The organism is Alicyclobacillus sp. SO9 (assembly GCF_016406125.1).
Classification (GTDB): domain Bacteria; phylum Bacillota; class Bacilli; order Alicyclobacillales; family Alicyclobacillaceae; genus SO9.
This window is the reverse complement of record NZ_CP066339.1, coordinates 1062381-1081483: the sequence shown is the minus strand read 5'-3', so window position 1 is coordinate 1081483 and position 19103 is coordinate 1062381. Positions and strand designations below refer to the sequence as shown.

At 47.3% G+C, this 19103-nt stretch carries 18 protein-coding genes; 7 read left to right on the top strand and 11 right to left on the bottom strand.

The window, feature by feature from the left end; all coding sequences use genetic code 11:
* Window positions 1-2: 2 nt before the first annotated feature.
* The 4 genes from GI364_RS04835 to GI364_RS04820 all read right to left on the bottom strand — a co-directional run bounded on the left by GI364_RS04835 (window position 3) and on the right by GI364_RS04820 (window position 3676).
* Window positions 3-1337, bottom strand: coding sequence for an ABC transporter substrate-binding protein (locus GI364_RS04835; RefSeq protein ID WP_198852565.1), 1335 nt, complete (start codon window positions 1335-1337; stop codon window positions 3-5).
* Between the two features lie 107 nt (window positions 1338-1444).
* Entirely contained in the window at window positions 1445-2281 is an 837-nt protein-coding gene (locus GI364_RS04830; protein WP_198852564.1) for a carbohydrate ABC transporter permease, read from the bottom strand.
* The gene (locus tag GI364_RS04825) at window positions 2278-3237 is read right to left on the bottom strand and encodes a carbohydrate ABC transporter permease (RefSeq protein ID WP_233096015.1); all 960 of its coding nucleotides are present in this window, start codon (window positions 3235-3237) and stop codon (window positions 2278-2280) included. The genes GI364_RS04830 and GI364_RS04825 overlap by 4 nt, the downstream gene beginning before the upstream one ends.
* 88 nt (window positions 3238-3325) lie before the next feature.
* Window positions 3326-3676, bottom strand: coding sequence for a DMT family transporter (locus GI364_RS04820; RefSeq protein ID WP_198852562.1), 351 nt, complete (start codon window positions 3674-3676; stop codon window positions 3326-3328).
* 306 nt (window positions 3677-3982) lie between these two features.
* Here GI364_RS04820 and GI364_RS04815 point away from each other — a divergent pair, with 306 nt between their 5' ends.
* The 3 genes from GI364_RS04815 to GI364_RS04805 all read left to right on the top strand — a co-directional run bounded on the left by GI364_RS04815 (window position 3983) and on the right by GI364_RS04805 (window position 7194).
* Window positions 3983-4501 carry a GbsR/MarR family transcriptional regulator gene (locus tag GI364_RS04815; RefSeq protein WP_198852561.1) on the top strand — a complete coding sequence of 173 codons (519 nt, stop codon included), beginning with the start codon at window positions 3983-3985 and terminating at the stop codon, window positions 4499-4501.
* Between the two features lie 218 nt (window positions 4502-4719).
* Window positions 4720-6189, top strand: a complete 1470-nt coding sequence (locus GI364_RS04810) for a class I SAM-dependent methyltransferase (RefSeq protein WP_198852560.1) — start codon at window positions 4720-4722, stop codon at window positions 6187-6189.
* A 129-nt stretch (window positions 6190-6318) separates the two neighbouring features.
* Complete coding sequence (locus GI364_RS04805; protein ID WP_198852559.1) at window positions 6319-7194, top strand: MYG1 family protein; 876 nt, start codon at window positions 6319-6321, stop codon at window positions 7192-7194.
* Between the two features lie 8 nt (window positions 7195-7202).
* On the opposite strand, the gene GI364_RS04800 is transcribed toward GI364_RS04805, so the two are convergent.
* From GI364_RS04800 to GI364_RS04790, 3 genes are all read right to left on the bottom strand, one after another.
* Complete coding sequence (locus tag GI364_RS04800; protein ID WP_198852558.1) at window positions 7203-7958, bottom strand: hypothetical protein; 756 nt, start codon at window positions 7956-7958, stop codon at window positions 7203-7205.
* 329 nt (window positions 7959-8287) lie between these two features.
* Complete coding sequence (locus GI364_RS04795; RefSeq protein ID WP_198852557.1) at window positions 8288-8854, bottom strand: hypothetical protein; 567 nt, start codon at window positions 8852-8854, stop codon at window positions 8288-8290.
* Window positions 8855-8906: 52 nt separating this feature from the next.
* On the bottom strand, window positions 8907-9275 hold the full coding sequence (locus GI364_RS04790) for a VOC family protein (protein WP_198852556.1): 369 nt from the start codon (window positions 9273-9275) through the stop codon (window positions 8907-8909).
* A 236-nt stretch (window positions 9276-9511) separates the two neighbouring features.
* Here GI364_RS04790 and GI364_RS04785 point away from each other — a divergent pair, with 236 nt between their 5' ends.
* On the top strand, window positions 9512-10915 hold the full coding sequence (locus tag GI364_RS04785) for a glutamate decarboxylase (protein WP_198852555.1): 1404 nt from the start codon (window positions 9512-9514) through the stop codon (window positions 10913-10915).
* A 187-nt stretch (window positions 10916-11102) separates the two neighbouring features.
* On the opposite strand, the gene GI364_RS04780 is transcribed toward GI364_RS04785, so the two are convergent.
* The 4 genes from GI364_RS04780 to GI364_RS04765 form a co-directional block, all read right to left on the bottom strand.
* Complete coding sequence (locus GI364_RS04780; RefSeq protein ID WP_198852554.1) at window positions 11103-13331, bottom strand: peptidoglycan D,D-transpeptidase FtsI family protein; 2229 nt, start codon at window positions 13329-13331, stop codon at window positions 11103-11105.
* Between the two features lie 192 nt (window positions 13332-13523).
* Window positions 13524-14858: an MFS transporter gene (locus GI364_RS04775; protein WP_198852553.1), complete on the bottom strand. Its 1335-nt coding sequence runs from the start codon at window positions 14856-14858 to the stop codon at window positions 13524-13526.
* 192 nt (window positions 14859-15050) lie between these two features.
* Window positions 15051-16109 (bottom strand): nitric oxide synthase oxygenase, encoded by a 1059-nt coding sequence (locus GI364_RS04770; RefSeq protein ID WP_198852552.1) that lies wholly within the window; start codon window positions 16107-16109, stop codon window positions 15051-15053.
* Window positions 16110-16275: 166 nt separating this feature from the next.
* On the bottom strand, window positions 16276-16530 hold the full coding sequence (locus GI364_RS04765) for an SHOCT domain-containing protein (protein ID WP_198852551.1): 255 nt from the start codon (window positions 16528-16530) through the stop codon (window positions 16276-16278).
* 161 nt (window positions 16531-16691) lie between these two features.
* On the opposite strand from GI364_RS04765, the gene GI364_RS04760 reads away from it, so the two are divergent.
* The 3 genes from GI364_RS04760 to GI364_RS04750 are packed head-to-tail and all read left to right on the top strand — an operon-like array spanning window position 16692 to window position 18823.
* Entirely contained in the window at window positions 16692-17381 is a 690-nt protein-coding gene (locus GI364_RS04760) for a response regulator transcription factor (RefSeq protein WP_233096014.1), read from the top strand.
* Window positions 17378-18457: a sensor histidine kinase gene (locus GI364_RS04755; RefSeq protein ID WP_198852549.1), complete on the top strand. Its 1080-nt coding sequence runs from the start codon at window positions 17378-17380 to the stop codon at window positions 18455-18457. Before GI364_RS04760 ends, GI364_RS04755 begins: the two co-directional genes overlap by 4 nt.
* A gap of 39 nt (window positions 18458-18496) precedes the next feature.
* A complete protein-coding gene (locus GI364_RS04750; protein ID WP_198852548.1) occupies window positions 18497-18823 on the top strand; it encodes a zinc ribbon domain-containing protein in 327 nt (108 codons plus the stop codon).
* Window positions 18824-19103 lie beyond the last annotated feature (280 nt).

The window sequence follows — 19103 nt, the reverse complement described above, 5'->3', positions numbered from 1 at the left end:
AATCAGCCTCCGAGAACACTGTTGGCTTGGTCAGCTGCTTTCTTCATTTCTGATTGCACTGGCTTGCCTTCATCGAATATGCCCTGCAGCGATTGTTGCGCATACTTAAGGACGGCCAGCAGATGAGATGAAGCGGGCGCAGCCTTCTGGTATTTCAGTTCCTCGATGGCCGTTTTGAACTGAGGATTGTTTTTCAGATAGGTTTGATAAGAAGCCTTCTGCACCGCAGCCTTTTGTACCGGAAGGTATCCCGTCATTTTGGACCATTCCAAGGTCTGTTTTGGCGAAGTCCACCACTCAATGAACTTTTCTGCGGCTTTGGCATGAGCTGACGAAATCCCCTTCATCACAGCCATGTCTCCGCCTCCGGGCGGAACGTTCAACGTTTTGTCGCTAGGCAAGTACGCTGTTCCCCATTTGAACTTTGAACCGACGCCTTGTTTCACTTGTGCAGCATCTCCAATGGAGTCAATGTCCATTGCGATTTTCCCTTTAATGAAGTCCTGGGTCATCAGGTCCCAGTAATGAGGGCCAGTCTCAACAAGGGCATCTTTACTCTTCACAAGAGACTGTTGCATGCTAAGAATATGATTGAGTTCCGGCGTGTTGAACGCTGCTGTTTTCCCGTCACTGGACAGAATCTTGCTGCCAGATGACCATACCATAGATTCCCAAGGCCACCAGTCTACCAATGGTCCATAGCCGTAGACTTTAGAGCTCCCCGACCCCTTGGTGAGTTTCTTCGCATCGGTAATTACGTCGTTCCATGTTTTCGGCGGGTTTGTGATTCCAGCCTTTTTAAACATGGTTTCGTTGTAGAAGAGTACTGGCACACTGCGGTTTAACGGGACTCCATAGTACTTTCCGTCCCATTTTGTGCTCACCAACATCCCATTCAGGAAGTTGCTCGGCTTATCGACGGAGCTTTGGTTCATAAAGCTGGTTAGGTCCATCAGTTTGCCCGAGTTCGCAAAAACACCCATTGAGTTAACTTCAATCTGTGCAAGGTCTGGCGGATTGCCAGAGGCTAAAGCCGCCAGCAGTTTCTGTTGCTCCGGGCCGCCGCCTGAATAGCTTCCCTGGTATGTGGCTGTAACATGGATATCAGGATGCGCTGCATTAAACTGTTTTACCATTTTTTGAACATCATCACTAAGCTTGTTGCCAATACCGTACCAGAAAGTAATGTTAACAACCTTACCAGATGAACCGCCGGCACTGGATGTGTTGCCGGTAGTCGAGTTGTTCCCTCCGGAAGCTGTCCCGCAACCTGCAGCGGCCAAAGCACCAACAGTCGCCAATGCAACTGTACCAATCTTTAGGTAACTTCTTTTCAAGTTCTTTTCCTCCTTGCGCTTTGCGCGATGTGGTTTGCAACCATTTATAGATGAACAATTGCGTGTTGCCTCTGAAGTCGTACACGAACTCGGTTTGTCCAACCGAATTAACCCTTAATTGCACTGCCCATGATGCCCTTTATCATGTAACGCTGACCTGCAAGGAACAACGCAAGTACAGGAATAATGGTGACAAGGTCTGCAGCCATCAACAGATTCCACTGGAGTGTTTGCCCGGCTTCCTGACTTAAGAAATAGGACAGAGCAACGGGTACGACTCGCATGTTTGTCGTGCTGGTGGAAATCAGCGGCCAAAAGAGGTCATTATAATGGAACACAAAGTTCAACAGTATCAATGTGAGAATCATTGGTTTGGCATTTGGCAGAACAATGGAACGAAGGATTTTCCATTCCGATGCACCGTCAATTCTGGCTGCATGGACTAGGTCTTTTGGAATAGAGACAAAGCCCTGACGGAGAAGAAAGATGCCAAATGCACTGCCGGCAAACGGCAACACGAGACCCAAATACGTGTTAATGAGATGCACGCTGCTCAAGATGAGATAAACGGGTATGAAAGTTGCCTGCATGGGTACCATCATGGCCAAAAGAATGGAGAAGAACCAACTCCGTTTGCGCTTCATCGGTATAAATACCAGCGCATAGGCAGCCAGGCTGGAAGTAATGACCTGCAGAACAACAATCATCGTACTCATCACAAAGCTGTTTAGAAAGAACCGGCCGAAGGGCTGCGCATGAAGCGCTTTACTAAAATTCCCCGGCTGGAAATGCGTTGGAATCCAATGAATCGTGCTCGACAAAATATCCGCATTGGGTTCAACAGCACTCACCGCCATCCAATAGACGGGAAGCAGTACCAGAAGACTTGCTACGATTAACACAGCATGTCCGAAAAACTTTTTAAAAGGCGTCACAGTTGTCATGCTTCCACCACCCATCTCTGACTGACGCGGAGCTGAATAAACGTTAATACCGCCAGTATGACGAGAAGAATTACGGATGCGGCTGTAGCAGGACCTATGTTGTACATCCCGAATCCCTGCCGGAAAATGTAGTACACAAGTGTCGTTGTCGAGCCGTCGGGACCGCCGTTCGTCATGATATAAACTTGATCGAAGGTCTGCAACGACTGAATAATGCACACAACAACCGCAAAGAAGATGCTCGGCGACAATGAAGGCAAAGTCACGGACGTAAAGACACGCCATCCTCCTGCCCCGTCAACTTTTGCTGCCTCCTTTAAACCAACAGGCACGCCTTGAAGTCCGCCAAGGAAAATCAACATGTAGTAGCCCGTAAACTGCCAAATTGTAACGACGATAACAGCAATCAAAGCGTAGGGCTGCGATCCAAGCCAATTTGGTCCCTGAATCCCGAAAATGCTCAATACTTGGTCCACAAGTCCATGTCTTCCATTAAAGAGAAGGGACCAAATCAGTCCTGACGCAACCAGTGGGATAACATATGGACCAAAGAGAATAGTCCGATATAATTTTGTGCCCCGCAAACCTAAATCTGCCAGCATGGCCAGTCCTAGGCCCAGCGGCAATGCGATGAGCACCATTGATGCGCTCACGATGCCAGAGTTGCTTAAAGCCGTTCGAAAATCACTGTCGTGAAACAGGTACTTGTAGTTAGCCAATCCGACGAATTTCGGATGAGAACTCAACAAGTTCCAGTGCAAAAGGCTCAAGTATATGACATAAATCGCGGGAACAAAGATAAATACAGTGATAAAGAACATAGCCGGCCCTAAAAAAGCCCAGTGTGTAAATCGATAGAGCGAACTGCTTTTCCGCAGAAGCCGTCTTTGGCTGGTTTTTACAGTAACGGCGTCATTGTCCGTTATTGAACCGAGTGCATCGTTCGTTGGAAGCACCCCCCTACCTCCCATCAAAGTTGTCTTGTCTACACCATTCGCCTAACTACCACAAAGAAACTGACTTTTAAACTTCTTGGCCCTCCTGTTAGAGCGAGGAACCTGGACTGCTAAAATGCAGGCCTGCAACACCGACAACAATGAGACTGAGAAAGACTATTTGCAGTGGTGTAATGGACTCCTTGAAATACAGAGCGCCAATGGATGAAATTAAAATGGTACCGAGAGCAGACCAGACAGCATAGGCAATCCCAATAGGAAGACGTTTCATTGCCATATTCAGGACGACAAGACTAGCGGCATAGAACCCGAACATATAGAGCGACGGAAGCAAACGAGAGAATCCATTTGATAATTTCATAGATGTAGTTCCAATGACCTCCAATACAACTGCCAGAAAAAGTAGTGCCCACTTCAATGAAACTTCCTTCTCTCTCATGCTGTATAACCTCTCGTTTGTTCAATTTGGATTGTACGTTCATAGTGTTAATGGTTTATGGATAAAGCGTTAAAGGAGTGTAAAGCAAACATTAAAGTTGTGTAAAATACAGCAGATACCCGAGTGCAGGCTGCTAACACACTGATTGTTGAAGGGTTTTGTCGTTTTGTGGCGAAACTTATGCAAGCAACTAATTTACTATGAGTTAATGTCTTTCGTGATAAGTATCCAATTTAAATTGAATTTTCCTTTGATGCTCTTTATTAACTGACGCTTGCAAGGTTTTATCTAGGGGAGGATGAGCACGTGACGACCGCGTCTAACGAAGACATAAGCAGACTTCGTAAAAAGTTAGAAAATGCAATCGCAAGCATTATGGACTGGTACAATCTGACTCATTCTGCAAGCGAGTTATACTCTTATATGTTCTTTGAGGACAAGCCCATGACACTCGAAGAAATGAAAGTCGTTATGGGCATGAGCAAGAGCAATATGAGCTATGCTGTCCGTTCATTGGTAAATGCCAGAATGATATACAAGCTTGACTATAAGGAAGGACGAAAGGAACTGTTTCGAGCTGACCCGGATTTTCTTTCTTCCTTTAAGAATTTCTTGACTTCAAAGCTTGAACGGGAAATCAGTGTTGTTACGGACACTTTAGAGGAAGTTCTGCCAAGGCTAAGAGAAATCAGTGATAAACGAGATCTTGAGGAACACCTTCGTCAAGATGCAAACCGATACCTCAATAAGGCACTTCATGCAAAAGACTATTACCAGTGGCTGCAAGAGTTCGTAGATAAGCTGAATTCTGAAAACCTGAAGTAGTTCTAGGCCCAGTACATTTAGACGCTGCTGACCCACATGAGGTAACAGAGAATGAGGCAAGCAAAGCCTGCGGGACAAGCAGAAACTGTAACAAGGACGCCATGACAAAGGAATTGCACTGCTCATCTCCGCGCAATCTTCAAGTTTTTAGGTGTATAATTTGAATTCTTAGGACAACAACGAGGTAACCCGGTGTGTTTTGTGTGGGAGGGAATAGTATGATTTCCAGAATTCAAGAGGATGCCGTGTCTGTCGTTCAAAGTGGTTTTGAGAAAATGATAGAACAACAAGTTGTCATTGCTCCATGGCTGGCGGTTAGTCACGGCGAAAAGCGCATCAGTGACAATCAGAAAAGACGGTTGCGCCAATTTGCTCAGGAATTGTCACTGTCGGATGAGGAAGTGAAAGTCCTGTGGCTCGATTCACGACCCCTAAATCCTGTGACTCGTGAACGCGCTTATTACGAAACACTGCTTTCGACTGCAGCCTATCTCAGTTACATGCGTCTTGGTACGCTAGTGGTTACAGATGAAATGATATCGGTGTCAAACTCTTTACTGAGACAATACCTCCATGAAAACGGAGGCTCCGCCCTAACTTCTGTTTACGGGCGTGTCATGACGTATTTAAACGCCCAAGTGCTACGCTATTACGGTCGTCTTCAAGAGGACATTTTCATCTCCGGCCAATGGCACCGGCCTTGGATTGACCACCCCATTGACAGCGAACTGGAAACAGCGCTTCAGTATGAACTTGTACAACGAGTACAAAGCGATGGACAGACTTACATCGAGTTAACGAATCAGGGAGAAGAACTCTACCAGGCCTGCCGGGACGATTTACAGAAATGCGGGTATATACAACAAAGTGAGCAACTTATGCGAATTGCTAACTTCACCAGCATGGATGACTATGAACAAATGATGGAACGTGCCATGGCTGATATTCAAATCCATCGAAACACCCTCGTACAAAGCAGTGATATAAAGCCCTCTATGAAGGTTCTAGAATTGGGCTGTGGAGCGGGAGCACTGACATTTAAGGGTGGCTTGTTTCAAACCGTCGGAACAAACGGTCAGCTTATCGCAACAGACCCGGCACCTGGTATGTTGGAGCGAGCAAGGAACAGACAGTCTTCTTATGGGGCTGAAAATGTTCAGTTTCAACAAGCAGCAGCAGAAAAAATTCCATTCTCCGGAAGTACATTCGATGCAGTAATTGGGATGTTCTTTTTACAGTTCACAAATGTTCCTCAGGCACTGAAAGAAATTACCCGCGTTCTAAGACCTAATGGTACGTTTACAACCCTCGTGGGCTTAGGCTATTCTCATCAGGAGGAATTTCTGAAGGAGTGGTTTGAGCCGCTCTCTACTAAAGGATTGACAGCGGAGAGTTCAGTCAATTTACCGGATGAAAACTTGCTTCCGAGTATTGCCGGGGAGTATTTCTCAACCTATGACTGCGAGACGCAGGAATGGCTTTTTGATTTCAGTCAAATAGAAGACGTGGTGAAGTTCAACGTGCAAGCCGGCGCAATGGCTGATTTAAACGGGCTGCCGTGGGCAGCGAGAAATGAACTGTTTGAGGAGTTAATTGAACGTGGCTATAAAATTAAGGCAAAGTATGGTGCAGATGCTATGAAGCATGTGCATAAGGTGCAGTTGTTTAAAGGTACCGTTACAAAATAGCCCATTTTAGAGAGACAGTCGCTTGTCCGGACGCACGCAATATGCCGTGCCCCAGACCCTCAGTGTCACACATCTTTGCTATAATGGAACGCAGTCTATATGTCACGTGACTTGAGGAGCTTACTCTCAATGAAACTTGGAACTCACAATGGTACCTTTCATGCTGACGACGTTCTTGCATATGTCATTCTGTCCGAACTCTTCAAGGATGCAGAACTAACGAGATCGAGGGATAAGGATACACTCTTAAAACTCGACATCGTTTTCGACGTAGGAGGCGGACAGTTTGACCACCATACCAAAGACAAAGAATTTCGCACATCAGGGATCCCGTTCGCCGCAGCAGGTTTAATTTGGCGGCAATTTGGAAAAGACCTGATTGCACAAACGGCACCCGACTTATCTGCTCTTGAAGTTGAAAAAATACATCTAAATGTAGATGAGTCCTTCATTGCCGGATTGGACGCAGTTGACAACGGCATCACACTGGAGACGTCCTTCCCAATTCCAAACTTGGCCGACGTCGTTCATTGGTTCAATCCTGGATGGGATGCAAGCGATGACGAGGACCATGCTTTCCTGCAAGCAAGCAGCTTCGCTCGCACGGTATTTCTCAAATCATTGCAGAGACAGTTTGACAGAGTTCGTGCCCGGCAATACGTCATCTCTGCATTTGACTCGAGACAGAATTCAAAACTGTTGATACTTGAAAGAGGCGGTCATTGGCTCGACACCCTATTGGAGATAGATAAAAAAAACGAAGTGTTGTTTGTAGTTTATCCTGACACACACCGTGGATATCGTCTACAAACGGTCCGAAGAAATAAAGGTACTTTTGCTAGCCGAAAGGACCTTCCTGAAGCCTGGGCCGGACTTCCTGAAGACGAACTCAATCAAGTTATTGGCGTAAGTGATGCAATTTTTTGCCACCCTGCTCGCTTCATTGCAGGAGCAGAGTCATTTGAAAGTGTTTTAAAAATGGCGCATATGGCCATCGAGTCCTAAATCCTGAATCAGCGCAAGACCGGGCGACCAGTATTTGCGCTGATGTTGTGACGTCCCCACTGTTTCGGTCCGGCACTAACCAGCACTGCCAATAACAGAAGACCAGAGGTTGTGCTCACAGCGAGGGGATCGACAATTTCTCCATACAACTGAGCAATCCAAAATACTCCATCAAGAACCACAGAAACCCACAGCGCCCACCGCAGTGAAAAGCCGCCAATAAACATCACTGCAATCGTCATCTCACTTACCGCAAAAATCATAGATAACCCGCTTCCTTGATAGGAAGCGAACCACTGCAGCCAAGGAATCCGAGAAAACTGAGAGAGTCCCTGCTGCATTAGGTAGGTCACCTGAAAGTGCAAAACAAATCCTGCAGCAAACAGCACGCCCAGTGAGATTTGCGCCAGACGCACTCCTCGTTCATTCCAAATGGATGGGCCTCCTTTTTTTGCCGGCCAGATTGCTACACTGATGATGCAGAAGAGCAGTGCCGTCCCGGCCTGTCCGTACAACGGCAGTACTTGCCCAGACAGTATCTGCCCAGTTCCTTTCTGAAGTAGAAGTAACCACAAAAGCAAACTCCAGCACGTCGAAAGTAACAGAGTCCATTTCGGTTTGAAGTTAAAAATTAGCGCTAAACCAATCATCGTCTCTACTATTCCCGAAGATACGTGTACGAAGGAGGTTCCTGCTCCTAAGAACGGAATGTTGAACAGCCAAAACAAACCAACGAATGTTTGTATCATCCTTCTCGAAATCACTGGTGAAGCGCACCCCTTTCGCAGAAGCACACTGGATGCAGGTACGTACTTGTTATATCCTGCAGCGCTGACTTCCTCACGAATCACCACAATCCAAATTCAGATCCAGGCCCGACTCTAAAGTCAAAGTCAATAGTCTGCCTTCATGAGACACACTAGTTAGTTTGGACTATTTCTAGATACTATTGAATTGTAGCAATTGGAGTGCACAGAAATAAGGTATGAAACACAGACTTCTTGACAGTCCGTGCAAGATTTCGTGTTATTTCTGTGAACATTACCTGGTGCTACTGGTCAGGCAGACTTCCAGGTAAGACATTGAGCCATGTTCAATGTGCATTCACAGCGATTCTCAACACGCTGATAGGACCTTCATTTTTGCTGATTCTATAGACCTTTTTCCCAACCTGCCACGCGATGACAGTATGCAATTTAGGGGAATTTGAGGACTCTGACAACACAACTGTCCCTGTTCCTTTGGGTACAGGGAGTGAATGCGTATGCAAGTATGACACCATCTGCTCTGCAGTTTTTTTAGCATTCACGTCAGTGCTTAAGAAACTGGTAATGATAGTCCATCTTCCTTCTTGCCACTGATACTTTTGTACCCCCATTGCTCCTGCCCATTTAGCCCGAATGCTGTTCCCAAGGCTATAAGTATGAGCATTTGGCCCAACCAAACCAATCCCTTGTTCAATATTCGCGATGGCCTTAGCAGCAGCCGCTGTGCTGCCGTAGGTGTGAACTGCAATATCCTTATTCACTTTCACAGCAGCCGGATTCAGGGCTGAAGATTTCGCTGCATTCTGTTGTGTCTTGGTCGAAGAAGCAGCAGCCTGATTGCCGTCGGTTGTTCCAGTCGCCGTGCCGCCAAAAAAGGAATTTGTTTCTGCCACATAGGGCTGAAGTTTCGCTTGTGGAGAAAGCGAAACTTCAGCGTACTTGGTGTTATTCCCATTCTAGAAACTCTAGCCGATTCCCAAACGGGTCTTTCAGATAGAACCTCTTTGCTCCCGGGAGCGGTTCGTCATTAATGATGAAAACATTCTTCTGGTCCAAATGTCTGCAGAGTGCATCCAGGTCCTCGACGAGGAATGCAGGATGCGCTTTTTTGGCAGGAATAAAGTCCTGTTGAACACCAATATGAACCTGCTGAGCGCCACACTGAAACCAAACACCGCCTCGCTTTTGCAAGTTCTTTGGTTTGGGAACTTCACTCCACCCTAACAGCTCTCCAAAAAATTGCCGGGCTGTGTTTTCACAGCCTTCGGGTGCTGCAAGTTGAACATGATGGATACCGGTAAATTGAAATGACATTTTGAATTCCTCCCAACAATGTCGATTGTAGCGACCGGTCCCACACTCGGACATCATATATCTCAATATCCGATAAGTGTATTCGAATTTCTATATTGTTTAGAATAAAATATATAATAAGTATAAATATGTATACTAAGATGTGGTTTTTTCCAATTCTCTCCGTCTATTCTGTTATAATACGGACAGGCAAGTCCTCCGAATTCTGAGAAAAATAATGAGAGAAGGGATTTATCATGCCGACGTGGCACTCGAAGCATTCCCAACGAGCCTTGCCCCATGACTTGTCCGTAAACCCGATGTTTGCTCAGGAGAGCAAAGAAGCAATCCCGAGGTTTCACATGCGCGACGAAGGCATGCTACCCGAAACTGCGTATCAAATCATTCACGATGAAATCGCTTTGGACGGAAATGCCCGACTTAATCTAGCCACATTCGTAAGCACCTGGATGGAACCGGCCGCAAACCGTCTGTACACCGAATCCTTTGATAAGAACATGATTGACAAAGACGAGTATCCACAAACAGCCGCTATCGAAGAACGATGTGTTCGAATTCTCGCCGACCTGTGGCATTCCCCGGAACCGCAAAAGACGCTGGGTGTGTCGACAACGGGATCGTCAGAAGCCTGTATGTTGGCAGGACTGGCGCTCAAACGGCGTTGGCAGAACACACGCAAGGAACAAGGCAAATCGACAGGGCAGCCTAATATTGTATTTAGCTCTGCAGTCCAAGTGGTTTGGGAGAAGTTCGCGAACTATTGGGACGTTGAACCAAGGTATGTCAATGTAACAGAGGAACACCCCTATCTGGATGCCGAAGGTGTTCTGAACGCCGTTGATGAAAATACGATTGCTGTGGTACCGATTTTGGGTGTTACCTACACCGGCCTGTATGAACCTGTGCTTGAAATTGCAAAAGCACTGGACGATTTGGAAGAAAGGACAGGCCTCAACATCCCCATCCACGTTGACGCTGCTTCCGGTGGTTTCATTGCCCCCTTTCTACAACCGGATTTAGTGTGGGACTTTCAAATTCCCAGGGTGAAATCCATCAATGTCTCAGGACATAAATACGGCCTGGTCTACCCTGGTCTAGGCTGGGTGATTTGGCGAGAAGCTGAAGACTTGCCGGAGGACTTGATTTTCCGTGTATCCTATCTCGGCGGAAACATGCCAACCTTTGCACTGAACTTCTCTCGTCCCGGCGCACAAGTACTTTTGCAGTACTACAATTTCCTGCGGTTGGGCAGAGAAGGCTACTATGAAGTACAAAAAACCTGTCAATCCGTAGCCCATTTTCTAAGCGGGGAAATCCGCAAAATGGAACCTTTCCACCTGGTCACTGACGGCTCAGATATCCCCGTATTCGCGTGGCGGCTAAAGGACAACTATACAGGGAACTGGAACCTTTACGACCTGTCTCGACAGTTACGCATGTACGGATGGCAAGTTCCCGCCTATCCGATGCCAGAGGGTATGGAAGACACCACCATTATGCGCGTAGTAGTTCGCAACGGGCTCTCCATGGACCTTGCCCACCTGTTTCTCATGAATCTGAAACAAGCGGTAGAGTACCTGGATTCACTGGACGGAGCTATACCGCATGGTTCGAAGAAAGACAATGGATTTCACCATTAACCGTTGGACATCACCATTGCCGCGCAGTGCCTGACCATTGCTTTCACTGTACTCCACTCAAACGAGACGTTGAGATTGTTATAGATGCACCAAAGGACGCCGCATTTTGCGGCGTCCTTTGGTTTAGGCTGATTTGCCTAGTGTTGATAATGTCTAACACTAGCGTTAGTTACGCGAAAAGAACGGTTTACCCTGATGTAAAGTTGACTGTTATGCGGTGGCCCCGCTTGACTGTGGTTCCTGCAGGGACGGACTGTGAAGAGACATATCCGACACCGTTTGCAGAAAATTGCAATCCTAGTACAGCTAGAATATTGCCTGCCTCCCTGAGGGGCATTCCCTGCAGATTCGGCATTGTAACCGTGCTGGCAGGTTTGGAGCCTGGAGCATATAAGTAGACATTGGTCCCTTTAGATACAGACACACCAGGCTGTGGCCATTGCCGTTTTACAACATTGCCTGTCCCGCCTACTTGCACATGAAAGCCATCTTGGTTCAGCGTATTTACTGCAGATGTCAGTGACGCACCTGCCAGTTTAGGCGTCTTGATGTAGTGAGTCGTTGCACTAACTGGGGGCAGTGCATTTGAGTTTAAACCCGAAGCGGAGGTCCCATTGGCCAGCCGTGGAGCAATATGATAGTACTGCATAGACTCTTTCAGAATTTCTCTTGCCGCAGGACCAGACACCGTACTCCCCCAATCCTTTCCAGGCTTCGTGTGCCCGCCGTATACAGTAACGTATACCTCGACTGTCGGATCCCAACCTGGTGCGTATCCAACAAAGGAAACGGCATATTTGTTGGCATAGTACTTACCCGTTTTCGGATTTACAATCTGTGCAGTACCACTTTTCCCTGCCACGTCGTAGCCCTTGATGGCTGCAATTTGATCGATGCCCTGTTTTGCATTGACGTCTTGTGTCATGACTTTACTGACCGTGTTAGCTATTGACGTGGGCACAACCTGTGGATTTACAACCGTCGGATGGAACGTTTTCATCGCTTTCCCTGTGCTCGGATTCACAATTTGTTTCACAATGTACGGTTTCATCAATTTGCCGCCGTTTGCCAAAGCACCAATACCAGCAATTTGCTGCAGCGGTGTTACAGCTATACCTTGGCCAAAACCTGCAGTGGCTAATTCAAGTTTGCCGCGATTTTGCGGACTAAACATAATAGAAGTAGCTTCTCCGGGTAGTTTGATACCCGTTCTGTTCAAGTACCCGAATGCCTTCAGATAGTGCATAAGATGCTGCCAGCCTAACCGCAAAGCAATGGTTGCAAAGCCCACATTGCTGGATTTCTCCATCGCACCTCGAAACGTGAGCTTGCCCCAGCCAACGCGGTTCCAGTCGTATATCCGGTGGCCTTGAACCGTGATGTGCCCCGACATGTAAGTCTGAGCTAGGTTCACTGACTTGGTTGCAAGGGCTGCGGCCAAGACAATCGGTTTAAATGTCGATCCCGGTTCAAACACGCTGTTCACAGCCCAATTGGTAGACAGTGCCTCAGAACTGCCCTTCCAATACTGATTCGGATTGAATGTCGGTCTGCTTGCCATTCCTAAAATAGCCCCGGTTTTCGGGTTTTCAACAATGATTGCAGCGTGATTCGGGTGGTATTTATTCACCAGTTTTTTTATCGCCTGTTGCACGTATGCCTGAATCGTTGCATTCAACGTTGTCTTAATGTCCATGCCTGGCTGTGCAGATTTGACCACCTTAAGCGTAGAGCTAATCGGGAAACCGTCACCATCTCGCGTATACTCAATTTGCCCGTTCTTTCCTGACAGTGTACGATTAAACTCCTGCTCAAGCCCAGTCTGCCCCGTCCCGTTTCGATCCACATAGCCAACCGTGTTTGCGGCAAACGTGTTAAACGGGTAAATTCGTTTCTCCGTGGGCGTAAATGTTGCAAATTGGGTAAAGTACGGCACTGCAGAAACCTGTTTCCCTGCTGCTTTCGCAGCATTGAGTGCGTCCGTTCGAAGCTTTTGCAATCCAGTGACTACATTTTGCTTTTGCAATTCACTAATTGAGTTCGGCCATTGAACCCACGTGTATTTTTTGGTGCTAACAAAACCAAGAATTTTACTCACGGGAATTCCCAAGGCTTTGCTTAACATGGACGCTAGCTTCTGACGATTCTTAAATCCCTTGACTTTAATATCCATCATAAATGAAGGTACGTCATAAGCTAATGGCTGACCCTCTGCGTCAAGAATTTTCCCTCTGGGTGCAAGGACAGTTTTCGTGACTTGCTGAGTTTGTTTGGCTTGTGCCAGCAGACTTGGACCAAACCAGTTTTGCAACACCTGCATTCGTAATACCACAAGACCAAGACCTATGTACGTAACGACTTGCAGAATAAGGACTCTTTTTGAATGTCGGCTTGAGTGAGCTTTTTTCAATTTCATTCCACATCACCTTTAAGCAGGTCTCTCCAAGTGAAAGTCTACGTAGTCTAGTAAATTTTGAGAGCAAGATTTCAAAAGCATGTCAAAACAAACCAGACAAATAGGTCCGTGAAATGATTTAAGGCGAACATTTAGACCCAAAAGGCCCTGGGCACAGTACTGTACCCAGGGCCCAGATGGTTCAAAAGAGAGTCAGGCTTCTCCAGATGCCTTTTGAATACTAAGACCGCGTCCTGTTTCACGACCCCATATGAGCCATGCGGCAGATGCTAGGGTTCCGACCAGCCATACGCCTGCGTTGAACAAGATGTAGTGTGAAGTCGATAGATTTGCGGTGATATAGATAGTTGGAATATAAAGACCGATGGAAATAAAACGAGCCAACGCCGTCAAACTGCCCCGATGAACAGTTGGCCAGACTTCCGCTTTCACCGTGTCCTCGGTCATGTAGCAGAGTGAGTTGACCCCGGCAAGAACAATTAACAAAATCCAAAACAGCGTCATGTCGTGTTGCCATTCTTTTGTCGTCAGGCCCACTACCGCCGTCATAACGAACGTTCCGGCAAAACTCCAGAACAGGAACTTCTTTCGTGAGACTTTGTCCGCAATGAGGCCAAGGAATCCGATAACAAAGCCCGCTCCTTCAAAGACCGCCAAAATGACGGGTTGCATGTGGGGAAAGAATGCGTACGCCAACGCGTATGCCATGAGCCCAAAACCAATGGTATTCGCCGCTGCTACAATGACCATGACTACCATAGTAAAGACAGTATAGCCTAAGCTCGGTTTGGGTCCCGTCGGCACAACCGGCTTGGACGATTCCTCAACTTCCTTTATGACAGCAGAGGTCACCACATCCGAACCGAAGTACGATGTCACAACCCGTTCCAGGTCTTGATGGCGTCCTTTTTTCTGCAGCCACAGGAATGACTCCGGCATGCTCACGCGAGTAGCAAACAGAATTGCGACCACAAGCAGGACTGCAATCGCCACCACGTTGCGTTGAGTGTCCATCACCGCCTTATTGCTCAGCGCTGCAGTGGTCAATGCCAGAATCGCTAACACCATTCCGCCGAAGTTGATGCCGTTAATAATCATCATCGTAGCCTTACCGCGGTGCTTCCTCGGCATTAGCTCATGGCTTGCAACCATAATGGAGTTCATTTCTCCGCCTCCAGCCATCAACATCAAGGCGAGAGAAATAAGGATTACAATATAGTTGAAGCTAAAGAACAGAACAATACCGCCAACAGCGTACAAAACCATCGTCGTATACAAAGTCACTTTCCGACCATACCTATCCGCGAACGGACCGGCAAACATGATACCAATAATGAGCCATATTGGAGCCCACGCCAACAGCAGCTCACCTAAGGACTTCGGCATCGGTACCCAGTAGATAGCAATGGAACTCAGTGAAAAAACGTACGACTCAAGTGCCAGGCCTAGAACAAACGAGACGAACATCCAGGTCGTCTTGTGTGTCCATCGTGCCTCACCAAACTGTTCCATGTTGAACTTTTCCACAGATTTATTCCTCCTCTCCTCCATACGAAACCCGGAAACTTCGTTGAGTAGAACTCAGTCGCGACTACGGACACTCACTTTTACATAGTTAATGTTACTATAAACCCTGCTGTAATTCTTCGCTATTTTCAGATATGTTGATGTAGGTCTGCAGTCGGTCAAATTCGTTCAACTCACCTTTCCGCAATAATTTCAGAAAGGGCGGTTTTGTCGAAAGTAGTTTGGTTTTAGAACTGTATCGTTGTACTGACGATGAAAAACATGTGTGGTCGCTGGAGAAACCGGTGGAATCAGCCATGTCCAGTCGCCTGTCAGTTCACGTCCTGCATCCGTTTCCATCTGCTCAAAGCGTTCGAACTGCTTAGCTGCAGTATGATGGTCAACGATGGTTACACCGTGCCGTTTAAAGGACTGTAAAACCGCAACGTTCAACTCGATGAGCGCTTTGTCCCTCCATAGGGATGCGTCGGATTTGGTGTCGATCCCCATTGCTGAGGCGACTTTCGGCAACATATTGTAACGATTTACATCTGCGAAGTTGCGAGCACCAATTTCTGTCTCCATATACCAACCATTGAACGGTGCCGCTGGATAGCGAATCCCCCCAATCTCTAATGCCATGTCGGAAATGATGGGAACGGCATACCACTGTAGGGCCAACTCTTCAAACCTCGGGAACTCGGAGTGCCGAATTTCAACTTGCAGCACCAAATTGTCGGGAATGGGAACCCATACCGGTTCTTCACCGCTCATCTGAATCACCAGTGGCAGCACATCAAACGGCGTATGTTTACCCTGCCATCCCAAACCTTCACACACTCGCGTAAAGATAACTGAAAGGGGATCGCCAATGATGCCGCTTTCTGTCTCGTACCCTGCGTAGCGAACGAGTTGGTGATTCCAAATCCGTGCCTTGGGACTAAGCACAGTGATGGTGGGACGTATCCTTCCCGCATTCGTAGCAAATTCAATATGACTGTAAAGAGCCGTTACTATATCCTCAAGGGTTTCTTGGCGTCTCGCATCAAAAACCTGTAGTGAGTTCCAAAATAGTCGGCCAATACAGCGATTACTATGTCTCCATGCCATGCGCGCCCCGTGTTCCAGTTCTTCGTATGTAAGCTCATAAGTGCCGGTTTCTGCCACGCTGTCACGAATTGCCGCCAGTCTTTGGTTCGTTTCCTCAGTACTCTTTCCAAGTTCTCTGTAGCACGGCTTGATAAAGCTGCTTGCTTCCTCGTACACCTGCATAACAACGGCTCCTTTAAACACGTCAAACTAGCTGATGTCCATTGAGTAGTGTACTCCATTTTGACATTGATTCCTAAATGAACTGTCCTCAATCCAAAGACGACCAGTCTAAACGACGACGGGTCGTCTCACGGATCCCTCTATCAATAACACCGAGTATATCACTTCAGTTCTTAAGCTGGTCTTTCATCGACTTGTAGTCTTCGGCAGAGATGTCTCCTCTTGCAAATCTCTGCGCAAGAATCTCTTGGGCCTCATCAGAAGAACTGCTTCGGTGTTTCGTGTTCCCCGAAAACGACCTGACGGCATAAATCACAAGATAAATGACGGCGACAAGAATCACAATCTGAAAGATCCAGCCAATCCACCCAACACCCCCGCCAAGTCCGCCGCCAAATCCTCCCATCATTCCATATCCCATACGACTCATCTCCTTTCGTAATTGCAGTGTATCCAGGAAGTGTCATGGAAGTATGTAAGAACCGTATAGAAAATGTGAAGAATGAGACCAGGTTCTACATACTCTCTACACATTTCAGATGTAAGATACTCGTATCGAAACTGGCTGGGAGGTACAACTCGTTGAGCAAAGTAATACTGGTCGTGGACGACGAGTCTCATATGCGCAGATTAATTCAAATCTACTTACAGAATGCAGGATATGAAACAATAGAGGCCGAAGATGGGGAAACTGCTTTGCTGCAGATGCAACACCGGCACGTGCACTTAGTGGTCTTAGACTTGATGATGCCAGGGATGGACGGCTGGGAGACTTGCGCCGAAATTCAGTCACGGTTTCCCGCAGTGCCTGTATTAATGCTCACCGCTCGAACTGCTGTTGAAGATAAGGTAGCCGGCCTGTCAATGGGGGCCGACGACTACCTGACTAAACCGTTCGACGGCCGGGAGCTGACGGCCCGTGTTCAGGCTTTGCTTCGAAGAACCCAGTTGTCCCCGGACACAATTGAATTAAAGAGCATAGCTCTGCAAATTGACGTTACAGGACGCAATGTCTATGTCCGTGGAAAACCACTGTCATTAACCCCTAAGGAATACGACCTTCTGTTGCTGCTCGCTCAGAACCAGGGGCGTTCATTTCAACGCGAAGACCTGTTAAACCGGGTTTGGGGGTCCGACTATTACGGCGGAACCAGGACGGTAGACAGTCACGTCAAGAACATTCGCGAGAAACTCCGTGAAGCCGGAATTGCAGACCAAGACCCAATTCGGACTGTGTGGGGCATTGGCTATAAATTCGAGGTGGTAGAGTGATTCGACGCAGCATTGTTGCAAAGATGACGCTAACGATTACTGCACTTGTTCTATTTGTACTTGCCATCTTATATATTGCGCTGACTCAGTTATTTCACAATGCGCTCTTTCACAGCGCTCTCAAAGGAACATCTGGTGAATCTTTGACTGCCTTAACAAACATTGCGCAATGGCTGTTTGTTCTCGCTGGATTTGGAGCGGTATTACTGGCCGCCGGTCTGGCAATGATTTTGTCCAATCAATTGACGCGGCCGTTGGTCCGCATGGCTGCAGTAACACAAAGCATGATTAGCGGGACCTATAACACAAAGGTGGCGGTTAGCGGAGAAGATGAGATTGCACGACTGGGTCAATCCATTAACGGTCTGGCCCAAAACCTTGAGTTTCTGAATACGTCACGCAATCAGTTCTTAGCTGATATTTCCCACGAATTGCGAACACCTTTAAGTTACATTCACGGTTACTCAGAGGTTTTGAAAGAAGGACTAGCTCAATCTGAACAAGACAAGGACAATTATTTGGAGATTATTTATGAAGAATCTGGCCGAATCGAAAGACTAATTACCAATTTATTCGATTTGGCACGAGCCCAAGAAGGCTCTTTGCAGATAGAATTGGAGTCTACTGATGTCAAAAGGGTTGTGCGAAAGGTGGTTGAACATCTGCGCCCCTTTGCCGCTACCAAAAATGCCCGTCTTGCGATTGATATCGATGTAACACACAGACTCCGTGTTGATGCGCTTCGGCTGGAACAGGTCGTGTTCAATTTGGTAGACAACGCTGTACGCTACGCCCCCGCTGATGGTCTGGTACGAGTCACAGCTGTAGAAGAAGGCGGCATCCTGGAGATTCAAGTGTCTGACAATGGCCCTGGAATCCCCGAGGAGGATTTACCACACATTTTCGACAGGTTGTACCGTGTGGACAAATCGCGATCGCGAAATTCCGGCGGCACAGGCCTTGGCCTCGCCATTGTCAAACAAATTGCCGAACTTCACGGCGGTTCGGTTCATGCACAAAGCAGCCTCAACCACGGCACGAGCATCAGGGTGCGAATTCCTGCGATTAAGGCTTGATACATACCAGCGAAGCAAACCGGTTCGGGGGGTGATGATATGAAGAGAAGTACATGGACAATTGCAGGACTGCTAGTCATCTCAGGTCTGTTGCTGCTACTTGCTGCTGGTTTGGGGCTGCATTCGAGATCGATGATGGGAATGATGGGGCCTGGAAGCGCTATGATGTCCATGGGCGGCATGATGTGGACTTTGAGACTGTGGGGAGTTTTCGTTCTCTTCATTCTGTTCGCTGTCCTGGCAGGATTATTTATCGTCTGTTACCGACTCCTCAATCACGGTTCAACGACGTGTACGAACTGCCATCATTCGATTCAAGATGAGTGGGAGTTTTGTCCTTATTGTGGAACCAAACAACCGCACTAGACGCAACTCAAGCAAAACAGAGAAATCTGCAAAACAATTCTGAACAGGCGAATACCTCAGTCTGAAGGCGCAAAGCTGTCATTACTGCTCCCTTAATGGCTGCCACGGCCTTCTCCGTCATCAACACACCCTCTTCCCTAGTTTCAAAGACACCATTAATTCGATACTATTAAATCGTAAGGATATACAACTCGTATGTAAGAAACTTGCCGCTGACCCCCTTTTACAATCAAACAGATGTCCCATAAATGGAAGTCGGATTACTTTCCAGCGATGAGGA